Raw genomic sequence first — 14839 nt, 5'->3', positions numbered from 1 at the left:
ATCGCCGCTCGAATACCGGAATCACCGGCGAGTCTCGAGTTGACGATTTCGTGATGCGCTTGCGGCGGCCTGAATTCGACGGGAATCCATGGTCTAGGGCTCGACGGTGACCAACGCTAGTTTGACGATACCAGCGTGTTTCACTGCCGCCATCACTTGCGCCACTCTGCCGTAGTGAACGCCGTGGTCGGCGCTAAGATGCACGGTTTGCTCCGGATTTTCGCTGTAAGTCCTTTGCAACGAGGCTTGCAACGCATCCAGATCGGCGACAAACTGTTTATTCAATCGAATCGCACCGTCGGCTTCGATTGCCAGTTCCAACGGCGGCTTTTCGATGACTGCCTCGGATTGCGCGTTCTTCGGTAAAGCCGCTTGCATCGACTGCGTTAGCAGGGGGGCCGTGACCAGCAAAATAATCACCAGCACCAACATCACGTCAACCAAAGGCGTGACGTTGATTTCGGCGACCGCGTCGTCGTCTCGAGCCTGTGCTTTAAAGCCCACGTGACAGCCTCACTGGCGCGTCGACGACTTTCAGACCGAACGGCTGCTGATCGCCCTGGGTGATATGTAGAAATCCGTCGACGAAATGTTCCAGAGCGGCCCGGTGATGCTTCGCCTGCCGCATGAAAAAGTTGTAAGCCAACACGGCGGGTACCGCGACGGCGATACCAATCGCGGTGGCAATCAAGGCATCGCCGATAGGCCCAGCCACGACATCCAGACTAGCCGAACCGTTTCGGCTAATGTCGTGCATGGCCTTCATGATGCCGAGCACCGTGCCGAGCAATCCGACGAAGGGCGCGGTACTTCCGATACTGGCCAGCATCGTCAAGCCGCTTTCGATCCGGCGCTGCTGTTCCTGGGTTTGGTTGCGTAGCGTCTGCTCCAACAACTTCCTCGGCTCCCCGCGAAAACGCATCGCGTCCACGCGTTCCGGCTGGTGAAATTGAGACAGCCATTTGAAACCGTGAACAGCGATCCGCACCGTGGTTCCGTTGCTCTGCAATTCCGCCAACCGCGCCGCGGCGTCCAGGTCTGGCGCATCCCAAAACGCGGCGCTATAACGGCGGTTGTAATAACCGCATTTGGAAAATTGCCAGGTCTTGAACAAAATCAACACCCAGGTGATCACTGAAAATAACAACAAGACATACAGCGTTGCATCGACAATTTTGGCTTGATCGAACATCTCGAACATTGACAACTCCTATTGTTCTTCGCGCAGCGCGAAATTTAGCGGCACCACGACCGAGCTTGCTACCGCCGTGTCGCCGTGTTTGGCGGGCAGGAAACGCCACTGCTTAACGGCTTCGACCGCCGCCTCGTCTAGTACATCATATCCGCTGCTACGTTCAACCTTGACGTCGGCGGCGAACCCCTCGGCGGTGACGGCTACCCGTAACGCCACCTTGCCCTGCCAGCCATGACTACGGGCAACCGCCGGATACACCGGCCGCGGGTTCGTCGCATAATTGGCGCGATAATCCGCCTCGGTGACCGCCGGCGGCGCCGACTTCGCGGCGGTCGGACTCGAGGCGGCAACGGGGGTAGGCGCCGGAACTGGCGCATCGCTGATCGGCGCATCCTGGGCAATCGGCGCTGAATTGGGTTGGACCGGTTTCGGCGCCGGCTTGGCTGGAGGCTTGACTAACGGCTTCTTGACGACGGGCTTGGCCTCCGGTTTAACCGGCTGAGGCATTGGTTGAGGGGCCGGCGGCTGAGTTTGCGGCGCGGGAGGCAGGCTAATCAACGACACCATCATCGGCAATGCTTGCGGTGGCTTGCTCATTTCGGACCGAACCAAGAAGACCATTAGGGCCAGCAGGTGAGCACAGACTACAAATATAGACAGTAGCGCCAACACATTCGAGGGTCGCTCGTCGCCAAAAAGTCCCGCGAAATAACGGTGAACCCTAGCGGCAACGACCTGGATCCGATCGGAGGCACACACCGACTCCGAGGGAGCAAAACCGGCGATCCGCGCGTCAAAGAGTTGGGCTTGACCGTACATGTTCGACCGGTTCTACAGCACACTAAAACGCTGGCCTAGCGAAAAGCCGGATACAGGTCCGCGACGGCCCGTCCATCCGCATGCGACATGCAAACCTTCCATTTCATCCCTCCTTGATCGACAAATCGGCCGAGCATCGCTCGGCCTTACTGTTGATCAGAATAACCGGAAATTTTGCATGGAATATGGACGAAATAAGGAAAAATTGTGCAAATGATTCAATCGACAGTCACTTTCAGTTCCCAGGGTCTTCGCGCTCAAGGTTAAGCGCCGGGACAGCCAAACAACGGCTTCGAACCTATCTGCCCAAACAACAAATTCCAACCCAACGGATGCTTAACCCCGGCTGCCCTCGCCCGCCGCTGCGGCAAAGCGCATCGCGTCGATTCCGAGAAGACAGCGACGATGTCTAAGCCATCCCATACCGCGTAATAGCGCTTTTCCGGCCTAAGCAACCACGCTTCTATCGGAAAAATCTCGATCAGGACAAGCAACGAACGACGGCTCGCGAGATTTCAGGCGAGCCAAGCTAGGAACAACAAAAGAATGCTTGAAGAATTTACCCGGACTCTGACAATTCATAGTCCGGGACCGGTTCAAACTAATGGGACCGGCCGACCGGACCGCTTAGGCGGTACATTCGAGACGATACCCGGCACCGTAAACCGATTGAATCAACTCGCGAGCAGGCAACATTTCAGAGAGTTTTTTACGCAATTTCTTGATATGGCTATCGATGGTCCGGTCTGAAACGACCCGCTGATCACGGTAGATGGCATCCATCAATTGCGCGCGCGAAAACACCCGCCCCGGTTGGCGGGACAACACTTGCAACAATTGAAATTCGACCGAGGTCAATTGGATACGGACCTTGCCGACCGAGACCGTCAAACGCTCGGCGTCCAGTAACAATCCCGGAGCGGCCTCGGTTTGGCTGGGCTTGGCTCGTCGCAGAATCGTCTTCACCCTAGCCACCATTTCTCGCGGACTGAATGGCTTGGACAGATAATCGTCGGCCCCCAATTCCAGACCCAACAGCCGGTCGGCCTCCTCCCCGCGGGCGCTAATCATCAAAATTGGGATTTCGCTATTTCGGCGAATAGTGCGGCACAGTGTCAAACCATCCACGCCCGGTAACATCACATCCAACACGATCAAATCCGCACGGTTGCTGGCTAGCCAAGGCAAAACTCGCTGCCCATCGCCGATGATGCTGGTTTGAAAGCCGGCATGATCGAGATAGTCGGCTTGTAGTTGAGCCAATTGCGGCTCGTCTTCAATAATCACGACGTTACCCAAGCTCAACTCCGCTTCGTTCGCCATCATCCTTCCCATCGCAAATCCTCCATCACTTTTCGTTATCCAATAATGGCAAGGCTACCGATATCCGTAAACCGCCCAGTTCGGACGGCCCGGCCTCGATGCTGCCCCCATGGGCTTCGACGATGCTTTGGCAGAGCGCCAAGCCCAATCCCGCGCCGCCATGCTGGCGATTTCGCGACATTTCCACGCGATAAAACCGTTGAAAGATGTTTGTAAAATCGGCCACCGCTACCCCCGGCGCGGAATCGGCGAATTCCAGACGCAATTTGCCGGCATCCAGATGTCCAGCGATTCGCAGACAACCGCCCGGATCGGTGTAACGTAAACTGTTAATCAGCAGATTGCCGAACAATTGAGCCAAACGGTCCGGGTCCGCCCATACCTTGACCTTATCCAGCCAAGGCATCGCCAACTCCAGAGTGAGCGAGCGGCTCTCGAATTCGGTGGTTAAGGTTCGCACCAAGGTTTCCAAAATGGGCAGCGGCTCGGTTCGGGTATATTGGTAGGTCATGGCCTGACGATCACTCAATGCCAATTGGTAGAGATCGTCGGTCAAGCGCGACAAGCGCAACACGTCGTTTAACAGCAAATCCACCGCTCCAGGTTCCAGCGGCCGAATCCCATCTTGTAAAGCTTCCAGCTCTGCCCGCAGAATCGACAACGGCGTGCGCAATTCGTGAGACACGTCCGCCACCCATTGCCTGCGCAGCTTCTCCGTTTGATCCAATACCAAGGCCAATTGATTGATATCGCCAGCCAATCCCCCGAGAGCATCGCGAGTCCCGATATTCACCCGCGGCCGATAGTCGCCGGCGGCCAGACGACGGACCACGTCGGCAATGTCCTTCAAGGGTTTGCCCAACCAATAAGCCAATGCAATCGACATCAGAAACGACAAAACCACCATACCGAGTGTAATCCAGGTAAAAGTCCGGCTTTGTTGGTTGAAAAAGCTGATTTCGGTCGAGTTCATCTTGCGTTTACTTTTCAGCAACGCCAAATATCCGACCGTTTGGTCTTCAAGGACAATCGGATGCAGATCGGCCTTGTCGATTAAGTCCTCGCGCCCAACCGCGATGCGGCGAGATTCGTCCAACAACATCACGCGCAACTCGAAATGAGCGTCGTTCGATCCGTAACCGTAGCCGGGTAAGCGTTTTGGCGGCCACTCGGGTTCCGGAAAGTCGGCTAGGGCCTTGAATTCGTCGGGAGGATTGGCATGGTGATTGGCCTTCCAAAGTAGATCGACCCAATGTCCTCGATCCTTGCGCAGCACATCCCATCCAGAGTGCCTGACATAACAGCCGCGTAGCGAATCGACCAAGCGGCCGACCCGATCGGTTTGCAGCCGTTCCAAGTAGCTATTGAAGCTATCGGCCAACGACCAGCGTAAGATGCCAAACATGCCACCCACCAGTAGCAGCGTGGTCATTAACAAAACCAGAAACAATTTATGCTGTATCGGCATCGTAAACATCGCAACTCGTCCGGCTCCCGATTGAGTAGAGTTTAATCGGCAATAGTGGAAAAACTCACCCGCTTCGACCAGAACACCTAACCGAACGTCGCCCAAATTAAGCAAACAGCAAACTTTATGCCCTAAAAATTGCGCTTTTTTATTATGCACTTAGCCATTATTTAAAACTAACCTATGTCATTTGACCTATATCCGTGCGGTTTCAAAGCCATTTGACCGAGTTAAACCGAAGACTCTTGGATAGAGGTGCAGAGGCAAACAGGGTTTAAAACGACGGAAAAATGACGAGCGCGATTTGCAAAAAGTCCCGAATGTATCCGGCGACAATCCGCTTGAAACAAGTTTTGCCCGCTTTCGAAAGAAGCATAATAACGACGCGCCCGAGAGGTGATTGGCAAATTAACCGATCAACGCCGCGACAAACTAACGACAGGACGGGAATGTCGATCCTGGAAAATGTCTTGACTTTGATTGGCCCATCGCTAGCCGTTATCATGGTGAAGTCTGAAAACCGTCCATCAATCATCTTTAGTCGAGAAGCCCATGTCCTCGTTCCACCTCCACCCGCAATTGCGACAAGATTGCCACGAAGTCGGCCGGTTCGAGCTGGGCCTGCTGCTGATGATGAACGACAGCGCCTATCCCTGGTTTATTTTGGTACCGCAACGCGGCGGCTTGACTGAGTTATATCAACTGAACGATCGGGACCGGTCTTTGTGGCTAGCGGAGTCTTGCCTATTGGCGGAAACGATGACGGCGATGTTTCGGCCCGACAAACTCAACGTCGCGGCGATCGGCAATCTGGTACCGCAACTGCATATTCATCATATCGCCCGCTATCGGACCGATCCGGCCTGGCCGGCGCCCGTCTGGGGGAAGTTTCCGCCGCAACCCTATGCCGGCGATCAGGCGGAACGGCGCATCGAGCAAATGCGCCAAGCTCTGCGCGGTCAGTTACTGGATTAGGAATTCGGAGAAGAACACATCGCGGAAGCCATCCGGATTTTGAATCTTGGTCAACAAACCGGTGATCATTTCCTTGGTTTTCAAACGCAGACCTTCGCGTTGTTCCATCGTTTGCAAGTCGGCGGCATGCAAGCCACTCAACATCATAATCATTTCATGGCGCAGCAACGGCATGTGTTTTTTGATTTTTTCGACCGGCTCGGCCCCTTCCACCAGCAACTGCACGTTCAACAACAGGTATTTTTTCGGCTCGGCCAGATTGACGGTAAAGGCCGGCTTCATCTCCAAATACTCGATGACCGGGCCGGCGCTTTCATCGGCTTTTTTTTCGCCGGAGTTGGCGGCGGACAAACCGGGTAACAGCAACAAACTGATCAACAAAACCAAAGTACGCACGGGGATTCCTCATATAATGTCGGGTTCAAGCTCCAGAAGTATATTCCAATTTAGACATTTATCACCATGAAACCACAAGCCATCGGTCCGGTCATGATAGACATCGACGGGCTCAGCCTGACGGCGGCGGATCGGGAAAAAATCGCCCATCCCAATACCGGCGCGTTGATATTGTTCGCTCGCAATTTCGATCATCCGGCGCAAGTCGAGGCATTGATTGCCGACATACGCAAGGCACGTAGCGGCGACATTTTAATTGCCGTCGATCAGGAAGGCGGCCGAGTTCAGCGCTTTCAGAACGGATTTACCCGCTTACCCGCGGCGGCCAAGTACGCCGACAAACCGGAATTGGCTGAAGCAGCCGGTTGGTTGATGGCCGCCGAATTGCTCGCCATCGACGTAGACTTCAGCTTCGCGCCGGTGCTGGATGTCGATCGCGGCGTCAGCGAAATCATCGGCAATCGTTCGTTTTCCGGCGATCCGACCCTAGCGGCCCAACTGGCTGGAGCCTTCCGTGCCGGCATGCGCGAGGCCGGCATGGCCGCGACCGGCAAGCATTTTCCCGGCCACGGCGCCGTCGCGCTAGACTCGCATTTGACCTTGCCGATCGACGATCGCGATCTGACAAGCATACGTGCCGAGGATTTGGTGCCGTTTAAAGCGTTGATCGAACAAGGCCTGGAAGCCGTGATGCCGGCCCATGTGGTGTATCCGCGCATCGACCGCTTGCCGGCGGGTTTTTCCGGCGTTTGGCTGCAAGACATATTGCGCGGCGAGCTGGGTTTTAACGGCGCGATATTTAGCGACGATTTGAGCATGAACGGCGCCGCCGGTATCGGAGACTACACCGATCGGGCGCGTTTAGCGCTGGAAGCCGGCTGCGACATGGTGTTGGTGTGCAACAATTCGGCGGCGGCCGAGCAAGTCTTAGACGATCTGCCGGTTCGCGAACGCCGTGCCGGCGAAGCGCGTTTGCAAGCCATGCGCGGCCAGCCCAAAGTCACCCGCGAACAGTTGAAACAATTACCGAAATGGCAACAAATTTCCAAACAACTCCAAGAGCTTTATGAATCCCCTGCTTGAAGAAATCGATCAAGTCCAACGGCACGCGCGACAACTGCACGCCGCCGCCGAAGTCGAGTCCGCACTGGACTTGATGGCCGCCAACATCAGCGCCGCGCTACGAGACCGCAATCCGCTGCTATTGTGCGTGATTAACGGCGGCATCATCGCCACCGGCAAACTGTTGCCGCGCCTGGACTTTCCGCTGATGTTGGACAGCATCCACGCTAGCCGCTACCGGAACGCCACCTCCGGCAGCGAGATTCACTGGCTGTTTACGCCGACCACGCCGTTGGCGGGACGGACGGTGCTAGTGATTGACGACATCCTCGACGAAGGCCATACCTTGCGCGCCATCGTCGATTACTGCCAACAGCAAGGCGCCGAAGCCGTTTACACGGCGGCGCTTTTTGACAAACAACTCGATGAGCCCAAACCGATCGCATTGGATTTTGTCGGTTTGAACGTGGAAAACCATTATTTATTCGGCTACGGCATGGATTACAAGGGTTATCTCAGAAACGCCGCAGGCGTCTATGCCTGCAAGGAAGTATTATGACCTTGGCTATTATCGGCGGCACCGGCCTGACCCAAATCCCGGACCTGCTTATCACCGGCGAACAAAGCCTCGATACGCCGTTCGGCGCGCCGTCGGCCGCTTACGTATTCGGCGAACTGGACGGCCGTCAACTGGTGTTTTTAGCCCGACATGGCAACCCGCACCGGTTTCCGCCGCATAAAATCAACTATCGGGCGAATATCTGGGGCTTGCAAGCCTTGGGCGTGACCGAAATTATCGCGGTCGCGGCGGTTGGCGGCATCGGCCGTAAGATGGCGCCGGCGGTCATCGCGATTCCCGATCAATTGATCGATTACAGCTACGGCCGCGAACATACCTTCTTCGCCGACGATCTGGAACAAGTCACCCACATCGATTTCAGCGAACCCTATACACCCGCATTACGGGCTCGTATCGTTGCCGCCGCCGAACACGCCGACATCGCCACCGTGAACCACGGTACCTACGGCTGCACGCAAGGACCTCGTCTGGAAACGCCGGCGGAAATCAAACGCATGGCGAACGACGGCTGCGATTTGGTGGGTATGACCGGCATGCCGGAGGCAGCGCTGGCTCGAGAGTTGGGCATCGCTTACGCTAATGTTTCGGTGGTTGCCAATTGGGCGGCTGGCGTCGTCGCCGGCGAAATCACGATGGCGGAAATCGAAAAAAACCTGCACCAAGGCATGAATCAGGCGATCATGTTGCTAACAGCCGTGGCGCAGGCTTGAGGTAGGCAGAAACATATTCGGGAAGGGTTTTGCCGAAGCCCGGACACCTCGGCAAAACCCCAATTGAAAGAAACCACGGTTTCTTTTTATAGCGGGACCTAACGCAGTTTCCCTGTCACCGCCGCAAACCCACAAGTGGATAGGAGAATGCAGTTCGCGACGTCTCCATTAAATCGTAACGGCCTTATTTGGTCAGACCGTTTTTGTGCAGCACATCCGAACGATAAGCAGAGTTGGACGAATCTTCGGCGATGTTTTTAGCGGCGGTAGCGTATTTATCGTGCTCCGCGTTTTTCACCATGAAAACCGCACCAGCGACCATAACGACGGCCAGAGCGATGTAGAGCCAAAAATTGTCTTTTTCTTGAACTTCATTCATTTTGTACCTTCCTGTATGTTGTTGTAGATGGTGCTGAAACAATTTCAACGGTGCTAACGATAACAAACCGAAATCGAAAAATTTTGATATACATCAAAAAAAGCAAGGTTATTTGGGCATGACTTATGACCGCCGCACTTTCCTGACAACATTCGGCCTAAGCCTGAGCGCTTGCGCGCTCACAACCGACATCAAGCCCGCCCTAGCCGACTCGGCGGCCGGATCGTCGCCGACCAAGACCCGGCTGGAAGAGATCTTGGCGATATTGTCCGATACCGGAATCCAAGATACCCCAACGTTGGAATTGACCTTACCGGCCGTTGCCGAAAACGGCGCTTTCGTGCCGATCACCGTCGCCAGCTCTTTGGAAGACATCGAGCGGTTCGTCATCTATGTGGCTCACAATCCCAACCCACTGGTCGCCGAAATCGAACTCTCGCCGACGGCCTTGGCCTTCGTGAGCACGCAAATCAAAATGGCGGGGTCCGGAGAGGTGGTGGTCCTGGCCAAGCGCGGCGCGGCTTGGCTACGCAATCGGCGTAGTGTGGAAGTCAGCGTGGGCGGCTGCGGAACCGGCTGATGAGTACGATTAAAATCAGAAGTCGAGCGCTGGCGGGATTTTGGGAAATTCGGATTTTGAATCAACATCCGATGGAAAACGGCCGTAACCGCGACACCGATGGTGCGCTAATTCCGGCTCACTATATTCAAACCCTGACCTTGACCTTAAACGGCACGCCGACCCTTTCGGTCAACATGGCCGGCAGCGTTTCCAAGAATCCGTTTTTCGTATTTCGGCTGCGCGCTAGTGTCGGTGATCGAATCAGCGTGATGTGGTTAGACAACCTCGGCAATCAAGACCGGATAGAACACCAACTCGTCGAACGCGACGACTAAGCAAGCTCGCCGGAAATCAAGCAGGCCGGCTGGTTGCGCGCACTGGCTACTAAGAAGCTAAGCGGCGATTGCGCGAACCGCGACTCCAGGGCTTGAACCAACTCGGCGGCTCGCCGAGGGGACTCGACCGCGCAGAAACCGGTCGGCCCCCAGGACGTCTGGCCGATCGCCACGGCGCCGGCCTTCTCCAACATCGTCATCGCCGCCGCCACGTCCGGGCTGGTGAAAATTCCACCCTGCACCGGCGCGAAATGCTCGCCGACCGCCCGTTGCAACTCGGTAATCACCGCGCCGAACCTCGGCAAATCTTGTTCCGCCAACGCCGGCAGGCCCTGCATCAACAACAAATAACACAATCGCTCGGCACTGGCTTGCGGAAACGGCGGCAGCCGGCTGAACGCGCTAATCTCCTGTTCGCCGTGCAAACCTTGACCACGCTGATCGAACACCAGGATAAACCGCCAATGGTCCGGAATCGGCATTTGCGCTATCAGCGGCGGCGTTTTGGTCTCAGGACCGCGGCCGCCATCGACAACCAAACCGCCTTTTTCGAAAATCCCGATACCTATTCCGGAGCGGGCGCCGCGTTCGGACAGCAACGCAATATCGCGTACCGTCAAACCCAGACCGTAAAATCGGCTTAACGCGGCGCCGACCGCCAGCGACATCTGCGTGCCGGAGCCCAAGCCGATATGCTCCGGAATCACGGTTTCCAACGCCAGACGCAGCCGATCGGAAACCCCCAAACGCGCGCACAATTGTCCAAGACAACGGCCGGCCCGCTCGGTCTCCGGACCGACCACGGTCAGCGTCTCGGCGGCGCTCAGCGTCAAGCGAGTGTTGATTTCCTCTACCGCCAAACCGATGCTGCCAAAATGCCGCCCCAAACCACCGCTCAAATCGATGAAGCCCATGTGTAATCGGGCTGGCGCCACCACCGTGACCGTTTCGAACTGCGCTTTCACCACCGGGATTCCAAGACCAAAAAACGAGGCGGCATTATAACGGAAGCGACCGCGCGGCCGAGATAAAATCGGCGGCTTCCCTTAAGTCGGACAGTACCCGCTCGGCCTGCCGACCGGCCAGCGCATCGACAGGATAGCTGGAGGGCACCAGCCAACAACGGATGCCGGCCGCAACCGCCGCCGCCACGCCGACCGGCGAATCTTCCAGCGCCAGACAGGCCGAAGCCGGCAAACCCAGCCGTCCCGCCGCCGCCAAATACACGTCGGGCGCCGGCTTACCGCGCGCCACCTGATCGACCGCGACCAATAACGGAAACGTCTCGGCCAGACCGGCGTAGGCCAGACTGCGCCGCGCTGCAGCCGCCCGGCTGTTGGTGGCGATACAATACGGGATGCCGGCGGCTTGGGCGACCTCGAGCAATTCCGGTAAACCCGGCTTGACCGCGATACCGTCGGTTTCGACTTGAGCCAACCAAATCTCGCCGCTCAACTGGCGAAAGCGCGCCTGATCGAAACCATCGCCGGCCAGATTGGCCAACCCGGCCAGCACATCCGGCCCGGACAAGCCGAGCAAGCCCGCCCAGTCGGCATCCGAGTATCGGTAGCCCATTTCCGCCGCCGCCGCTCGCCAGGCCGCCCGGTACGTGGATTCGCTATCGATCGCCAGGCCGTCCAGATCGAGAATCAGGCCGGCAAGCGTTCCGGCCATTAGCGTAATACCTTGATATATTCTCCGAGCGCCTCGCGATTGGAACCGACGACAACCCGCCGCCGGCCGGTATCGTCGACTTCCAGCAAGCCGGCAACCGCCACGACTTCGCCGGTTTGCGCCTGCCCGCAATAGGTCGCGGTATAACAGACTATGCTGTCCGCTTGCGGATGGTCTATCGAAAACACCGCCGGATAATCGAAGGCGTGAAAATCGTCGCTGATTCTGGCTTGCAGTTCGATAGCGCCCAGCTTGCGGTATTCGCGCGTTTCGCCTTCCAGCATCGGCGCCAGCAAAGTCAGATCGAATTTACGGCCGTTAATCATGGCCTTGTTGTATTTCCTCAATTCGTGCCAAATATATTCGTCCAGCGCGAAATCGCAGGCGCGGCGCCGATAGGCTTCCAACCAATCCGCATCGTCGAGAACCTGACAATGGTCCTCGGCGATCAGCCACTGTACGACGTTGCGAGCCCGGTGGAAGATTTCGCGGTCGTAACAGACCAGATCGATATCCGAGCTGTGTTTTTGCATGCCGACCTGCAACGATCCGGTCACGCCGAACTGATCCATGTCCAAACCGCGGCGGCGGAACAAGGTGCAGAGACTGTGCAAATCGGCCAGCACCGGATCGCTGGGCTCTACTTCCAATAAGCCTCGCAGGCTGTGGCGGGGATGAAAATGTCGAATTACCGCGGTTTCCGGTACCGCGTGCAAGCGAGCATCCAAGCGCGCCGAGTAATGTAGGTATTGCGGATAATGCGCCGCTAAATGGGCGTTGGCCGTATCGCTATCGACTTTACGCCAAGCGCCGTCCAACATCGCGTAGCGCAGAAAGCACAGAATACGACCGGCCTCCAAACCGTCGGCGACCACCGCGAAAATCAGCTGCTCGCCTGTTTCGATGAAATCCTTGGGCCTGAACATGTTCAACCTATTTCCACCCGATTCCGGCCCAACTGCTTGGCGCGATAAAGCGCGGCGTCGGCGGCCTTGATCAATTCGTCCGGGGACGAGTATTGGCCGAGGTGCGCGGCCGCGCCGATGCTGAGCGTCACGCGTCCGCACTCGGACGAGGCGTGAGCAATGCCCAGAGCCTGGACCGCATGGCGCATCCGTTCGGCCAATTCGCGCGCTTCAACCAACAAGGTCGCCGGCAAGACCGCGACAAACTCCTCGCCGCCATACCGACAAATTAGATCGGTACTGCGTCGCAACTGATAGGACAAGGCCTTGGCGACCTCGACCAGGCATTCATCGCCGCGCACGTGTCCGTAGCTGTCGTTGTATTTCTTGAAGTAATCTATGTCGCAAACCAACACCGATAGTACCGAATTATTGCGCTGCGCCAGCGCAAATTGCAGGGCCAATACGCTATCCAAGCGGCGGCGATTCGCCAACCCGGTCAATTGATCGCTCTGCGACAGCCACTCCAGCTCTTGGTTGGCCAATTGCAGGTGTTGCTGGGATTTTTGCAACTTTTGGCGCATCAAGTAAATCCGCTCCATCGCCACCATCGTGTACCGCAAACGTAGCGGATTCAGCGGCTTTTGCAAGTACGCGTCGCCGCCCGCCAGTATGCCTTGGCAAAACGAGTCGTCGTCGGTGCGCGTGGTCAAGAACACGATCGGGAACCAATCGGATTTTCGCAACTCACGGATGGCCTGAGTCGCCTCGAAGCCGTTCAAGCGGGGCATCTCGACATCCATCAACACCAGATCGACGTCCTGATCGGCAACGTATTGCAGGGCTTCCGCTCCGTTTTCGGCAAAGTCTACTTGATGCCGCAATTCACGGAGGCACTCCGCCACCAATTGCCGTATCGCCTTACTATCGTCGACGACTAAAACTTTCATACGCTCCGCCTAATCCTCCCTTTAACGAACACGATTTTAGTTCAACCTGCCAAAAAGTAGGGTAAGAGGGTCGACGACGATGTTTGACATCGCTAATCCCTGGGTTTCGGCGGCAGCCAAGCGATGATGTGGTCTTCCATATCGTCGACTTCCGATTCCTTGATCGCGAACCCAGTCACCGAAATGCCGGCCTCCGCCACGGTGTCCAGCCGCCCGGAAATCAGCGGATGCCATTCCGGCAACGCCTCTCCATCCAGCAACAAACGATAGGCGCAGGTGTCGGGCATCCAGTGATACGCGCTGAAATCGTGTTGTTTCAAGTCCAAACAATCCGGCACCAATGTGCAGCGCTCGGCATAGCGGCTACAAGAACAAGTGTCCAAATCGATCAAATCGCAAACGACGCGAGTCAGCGCGATCTCGCCGGTATCTTCGTCTTCGAGTTTGTTCAAACAGCACTTGCCGCAGCGATCGCACAACGACTCCCATTCTTCGGTGGTCATTTCGGCCAGCGTCTTGGTTTCCCAAAAGTTCATCGCGACTACTCCGGCTTCAGCAAGCGCAATTGATAATGCAACACAACCCAAGCACCGCAGACGGCCAGCGCCGAAGAAATCGTCAGCAACAGCAAAAACTCGCCGAAACTCAGAAACAATAATTCGAAGGCGCTGTTATAGAGCACCGACAATTTCTCGACCGGCGACTCCAGGATCAGCAACATCACCGTCACGATCAACCAGCCCAGAAAACCGGCGATGAATCCCAACCAAAACCCGGTATAGAGAAACGGCCGCTGAATGAAGGCATTCGTAGCGCCGACCAATTTGGAAATATAGACTTCGTCCTGACGATTCTGCAACTCCAGCCGAATCGTGTTGCCGGTGATAAAAGTAACCGCGAAACCCAGCAGCAAACTGACCAACATCACGCCTCGGCTGGCAATCGTCATGATGGTCTGCAAGCGGGCCACCCATTGCATATCCACTTGCACGAAATCGACTTGCGGCAATTGTTTGAACTCCGCCATCAGCGTTTCGATGTCGGCGTTGGATTCCAGGGTATGCTTAGGTTGAACCTGGACCACACTGGGTAGCGGATTTTGTTCCAAGGCATTCAACGCGTCGCCGAAACCGCTATTGGCCTTGAATTCGTCCAAAGCCTGCTGCTTGGTGATCAACTTAACCGCATCCACGCTGGGATTTTGCCGCAGTTGTTCGACCAGCTTCTGACCGGCGGCGTCGGTGACGTTGTCGTGTAAAAACAGCGACATTTGATTGCTGCTCTCCAAATTCCCGGTCAATTGCTGAATGTTGGCAACGCCGATGTAAAAACCGCCGGACAACGACACCGCGATCGCCAGTACCAGCACCGTCATCGCCGACGTGAATGGCGAACGGGTCAAGCGGCCGAGACTGGAAAACAGACCGTGGGCGTGATTCAGCAAATACGCCTGGAAACGGTCGTTCAAGCGCTGGCCGAAATGTTTGCGCTGTACTTGTCTCATCG

Annotated in this window: 19 protein-coding genes; 6 read left to right on the top strand and 13 right to left on the bottom strand. The window is 56.4% G+C overall.

Annotation, left to right across the window (positions count from 1 at the left end):
- Positions 1 to 93 precede the first annotated feature (93 nt).
- The 5 genes from BJL95_RS12550 to BJL95_RS12530 all read right to left on the bottom strand — a co-directional run bounded on the left by BJL95_RS12550 (position 94) and on the right by BJL95_RS12530 (position 4814).
- Positions 94 to 504 carry a biopolymer transporter ExbD gene (locus BJL95_RS12550; RefSeq protein ID WP_071158376.1) on the bottom strand — a complete coding sequence of 137 codons (411 nt, stop codon included), beginning with the start codon at positions 502 to 504 and terminating at the stop codon, positions 94 to 96.
- Complete coding sequence (locus tag BJL95_RS12545) at positions 494 to 1201, bottom strand: MotA/TolQ/ExbB proton channel family protein (protein WP_071158374.1); 708 nt, start codon at positions 1199 to 1201, stop codon at positions 494 to 496. Before BJL95_RS12545 ends, BJL95_RS12550 begins: the two co-directional genes overlap by 11 nt.
- A 9-nt stretch (positions 1202 to 1210) precedes the next feature.
- The gene (locus tag BJL95_RS12540; protein WP_175463708.1) at positions 1211 to 1792 is read right to left on the bottom strand and encodes an energy transducer TonB; all 582 of its coding nucleotides are present in this window, start codon (positions 1790 to 1792) and stop codon (positions 1211 to 1213) included.
- A gap of 849 nt (positions 1793 to 2641) precedes the next feature.
- Entirely contained in the window at positions 2642 to 3337 is a 696-nt protein-coding gene (locus BJL95_RS12535; RefSeq protein ID WP_083385997.1) for a response regulator, read from the bottom strand.
- Positions 3338 to 3362: 25 nt separating this feature from the next.
- Complete coding sequence (locus tag BJL95_RS12530; RefSeq protein WP_083385976.1) at positions 3363 to 4814, bottom strand: ATP-binding protein; 1452 nt, start codon at positions 4812 to 4814, stop codon at positions 3363 to 3365.
- A 543-nt stretch (positions 4815 to 5357) separates the two neighbouring features.
- Here BJL95_RS12530 and BJL95_RS12525 point away from each other — a divergent pair.
- On the top strand, positions 5358 to 5780 hold the full coding sequence (locus BJL95_RS12525; protein WP_071158369.1) for an HIT domain-containing protein: 423 nt from the start codon (positions 5358 to 5360) through the stop codon (positions 5778 to 5780).
- On the opposite strand, the gene BJL95_RS12520 is transcribed toward BJL95_RS12525, so the two are convergent.
- Complete coding sequence (locus BJL95_RS12520) at positions 5769 to 6176, bottom strand: flagellar basal body-associated FliL family protein (RefSeq protein ID WP_064030476.1); 408 nt, start codon at positions 6174 to 6176, stop codon at positions 5769 to 5771. The two genes, BJL95_RS12525 and BJL95_RS12520, sit on opposite strands and share 12 nt — an antisense overlap.
- A 66-nt stretch (positions 6177 to 6242) precedes the next feature.
- On the opposite strand from BJL95_RS12520, the gene nagZ reads away from it, so the two are divergent.
- The 3 genes from nagZ to BJL95_RS12505 are packed head-to-tail and all read left to right on the top strand — an operon-like array spanning position 6243 to position 8528.
- Positions 6243 to 7259 carry a beta-N-acetylhexosaminidase gene (gene nagZ, locus BJL95_RS12515; protein ID WP_254786787.1) on the top strand — a complete coding sequence of 339 codons (1017 nt, stop codon included), beginning with the start codon at positions 6243 to 6245 and terminating at the stop codon, positions 7257 to 7259.
- Entirely contained in the window at positions 7243 to 7797 is a 555-nt protein-coding gene (locus BJL95_RS12510; RefSeq protein ID WP_064030474.1) for a hypoxanthine-guanine phosphoribosyltransferase, read from the top strand. The genes nagZ and BJL95_RS12510 overlap by 17 nt, the downstream gene beginning before the upstream one ends.
- Positions 7794 to 8528: an S-methyl-5'-thioinosine phosphorylase gene (locus tag BJL95_RS12505; protein WP_071158363.1), complete on the top strand. Its 735-nt coding sequence runs from the start codon at positions 7794 to 7796 to the stop codon at positions 8526 to 8528. The genes BJL95_RS12510 and BJL95_RS12505 overlap by 4 nt, the downstream gene beginning before the upstream one ends.
- A gap of 184 nt (positions 8529 to 8712) precedes the next feature.
- On the opposite strand, the gene BJL95_RS12500 is transcribed toward BJL95_RS12505, so the two are convergent.
- Positions 8713 to 8907 (bottom strand): hypothetical protein, encoded by a 195-nt coding sequence (locus tag BJL95_RS12500; protein WP_064030470.1) that lies wholly within the window; start codon positions 8905 to 8907, stop codon positions 8713 to 8715.
- 118 nt (positions 8908 to 9025) lie between these two features.
- On the opposite strand from BJL95_RS12500, the gene BJL95_RS12495 reads away from it, so the two are divergent.
- Positions 9026 to 9487, top strand: coding sequence for a thiosulfate oxidation carrier protein SoxY (locus BJL95_RS12495; RefSeq protein WP_071158361.1), 462 nt, complete (start codon positions 9026 to 9028; stop codon positions 9485 to 9487).
- Positions 9487 to 9804 carry a thiosulfate oxidation carrier complex protein SoxZ gene (gene soxZ, locus BJL95_RS12490; protein WP_064030551.1) on the top strand — a complete coding sequence of 106 codons (318 nt, stop codon included), beginning with the start codon at positions 9487 to 9489 and terminating at the stop codon, positions 9802 to 9804. The genes BJL95_RS12495 and soxZ overlap by 1 nt, the downstream gene beginning before the upstream one ends.
- Here the strand turns inward: soxZ and BJL95_RS12485 are convergent.
- From BJL95_RS12485 to ftsX, 6 genes are all read right to left on the bottom strand, one after another.
- The gene (locus BJL95_RS12485) at positions 9801 to 10769 is read right to left on the bottom strand and encodes a beta-ribofuranosylaminobenzene 5'-phosphate synthase family protein (protein ID WP_083385995.1); all 969 of its coding nucleotides are present in this window, start codon (positions 10767 to 10769) and stop codon (positions 9801 to 9803) included. The two genes, soxZ and BJL95_RS12485, sit on opposite strands and share 4 nt — an antisense overlap.
- Before the next feature lie 34 nt (positions 10770 to 10803).
- Positions 10804 to 11478, bottom strand: coding sequence for an HAD family phosphatase (locus BJL95_RS12480; RefSeq protein WP_071158357.1), 675 nt, complete (start codon positions 11476 to 11478; stop codon positions 10804 to 10806).
- Positions 11478 to 12404 (bottom strand): hypothetical protein, encoded by a 927-nt coding sequence (locus tag BJL95_RS12475; RefSeq protein ID WP_064030465.1) that lies wholly within the window; start codon positions 12402 to 12404, stop codon positions 11478 to 11480. The genes BJL95_RS12480 and BJL95_RS12475 overlap by 1 nt, the downstream gene beginning before the upstream one ends.
- Positions 12405 to 12406: 2 nt before the next feature.
- The gene (locus BJL95_RS12470; protein ID WP_071158355.1) at positions 12407 to 13333 is read right to left on the bottom strand and encodes a diguanylate cyclase; all 927 of its coding nucleotides are present in this window, start codon (positions 13331 to 13333) and stop codon (positions 12407 to 12409) included.
- 92 nt (positions 13334 to 13425) lie between these two features.
- Positions 13426 to 13869, bottom strand: a complete 444-nt coding sequence (locus BJL95_RS12465) for a YcgN family cysteine cluster protein (RefSeq protein ID WP_071158353.1) — start codon at positions 13867 to 13869, stop codon at positions 13426 to 13428.
- Between the two features lie 5 nt (positions 13870 to 13874).
- Positions 13875 to 14837, bottom strand: a complete 963-nt coding sequence (gene ftsX / locus BJL95_RS12460) for a permease-like cell division protein FtsX (protein ID WP_064030459.1) — start codon at positions 14835 to 14837, stop codon at positions 13875 to 13877.
- Positions 14838 to 14839 lie beyond the last annotated feature (2 nt).

Source organism: Methylomonas sp. LWB (genome assembly GCF_001856095.1).
In the GTDB taxonomy this organism is placed as follows: domain Bacteria; phylum Pseudomonadota; class Gammaproteobacteria; order Methylococcales; family Methylomonadaceae; genus Methylomonas; species Methylomonas koyamae_A.
Note: the sequence above shows the minus strand (reverse complement) of the source record. Positions and strands in the feature narration are given on the sequence as shown.

Excerpts from the sequence above, each read along its gene's own strand:
- BJL95_RS12545 (WP_071158374.1), bottom strand. The coding sequence starts at position 1,201 with ATGTTCGAGATGTTCGATCAAGCCAAAATTGTCGATGCAACGCTGTAT.
- BJL95_RS12540 (WP_175463708.1), bottom strand. The coding sequence starts at position 1,792 with ATGAGCAAGCCACCGCAAGCATTGCCGATGATGGTGTCGTTGATTAGC.
- BJL95_RS12535 (WP_083385997.1), bottom strand. The coding sequence starts at position 3,337 with ATGGCGAACGAAGCGGAGTTGAGCTTGGGTAACGTCGTGATTATTGAA.
- BJL95_RS12530 (WP_083385976.1), bottom strand. The coding sequence starts at position 4,814 with ATGTTTACGATGCCGATACAGCATAAATTGTTTCTGGTTTTGTTAATG.
- BJL95_RS12525 (WP_071158369.1), top strand. The coding sequence starts at position 5,358 with ATGTCCTCGTTCCACCTCCACCCGCAATTGCGACAAGATTGCCACGAA.
- nagZ (WP_254786787.1), top strand. The coding sequence starts at position 6,243 with ATGAAACCACAAGCCATCGGTCCGGTCATGATAGACATCGACGGGCTC.
- BJL95_RS12510 (WP_064030474.1), top strand. The coding sequence starts at position 7,243 with ATGAATCCCCTGCTTGAAGAAATCGATCAAGTCCAACGGCACGCGCGA.
- BJL95_RS12505 (WP_071158363.1), top strand. The coding sequence starts at position 7,794 with ATGACCTTGGCTATTATCGGCGGCACCGGCCTGACCCAAATCCCGGAC.
- BJL95_RS12500 (WP_064030470.1), bottom strand. The coding sequence starts at position 8,907 with ATGAATGAAGTTCAAGAAAAAGACAATTTTTGGCTCTACATCGCTCTG.
- BJL95_RS12495 (WP_071158361.1), top strand. The coding sequence starts at position 9,026 with ATGACTTATGACCGCCGCACTTTCCTGACAACATTCGGCCTAAGCCTG.
- soxZ (WP_064030551.1), top strand. The coding sequence starts at position 9,487 with ATGAGTACGATTAAAATCAGAAGTCGAGCGCTGGCGGGATTTTGGGAA.
- BJL95_RS12480 (WP_071158357.1), bottom strand. The coding sequence starts at position 11,478 with ATGGCCGGAACGCTTGCCGGCCTGATTCTCGATCTGGACGGCCTGGCG.
- BJL95_RS12475 (WP_064030465.1), bottom strand. The coding sequence starts at position 12,404 with ATGTTCAGGCCCAAGGATTTCATCGAAACAGGCGAGCAGCTGATTTTC.
- BJL95_RS12470 (WP_071158355.1), bottom strand. The coding sequence starts at position 13,333 with ATGAAAGTTTTAGTCGTCGACGATAGTAAGGCGATACGGCAATTGGTG.
- BJL95_RS12465 (WP_071158353.1), bottom strand. The coding sequence starts at position 13,869 with ATGAACTTTTGGGAAACCAAGACGCTGGCCGAAATGACCACCGAAGAA.
- ftsX (WP_064030459.1), bottom strand. The coding sequence starts at position 14,837 with ATGAGACAAGTACAGCGCAAACATTTCGGCCAGCGCTTGAACGACCGT.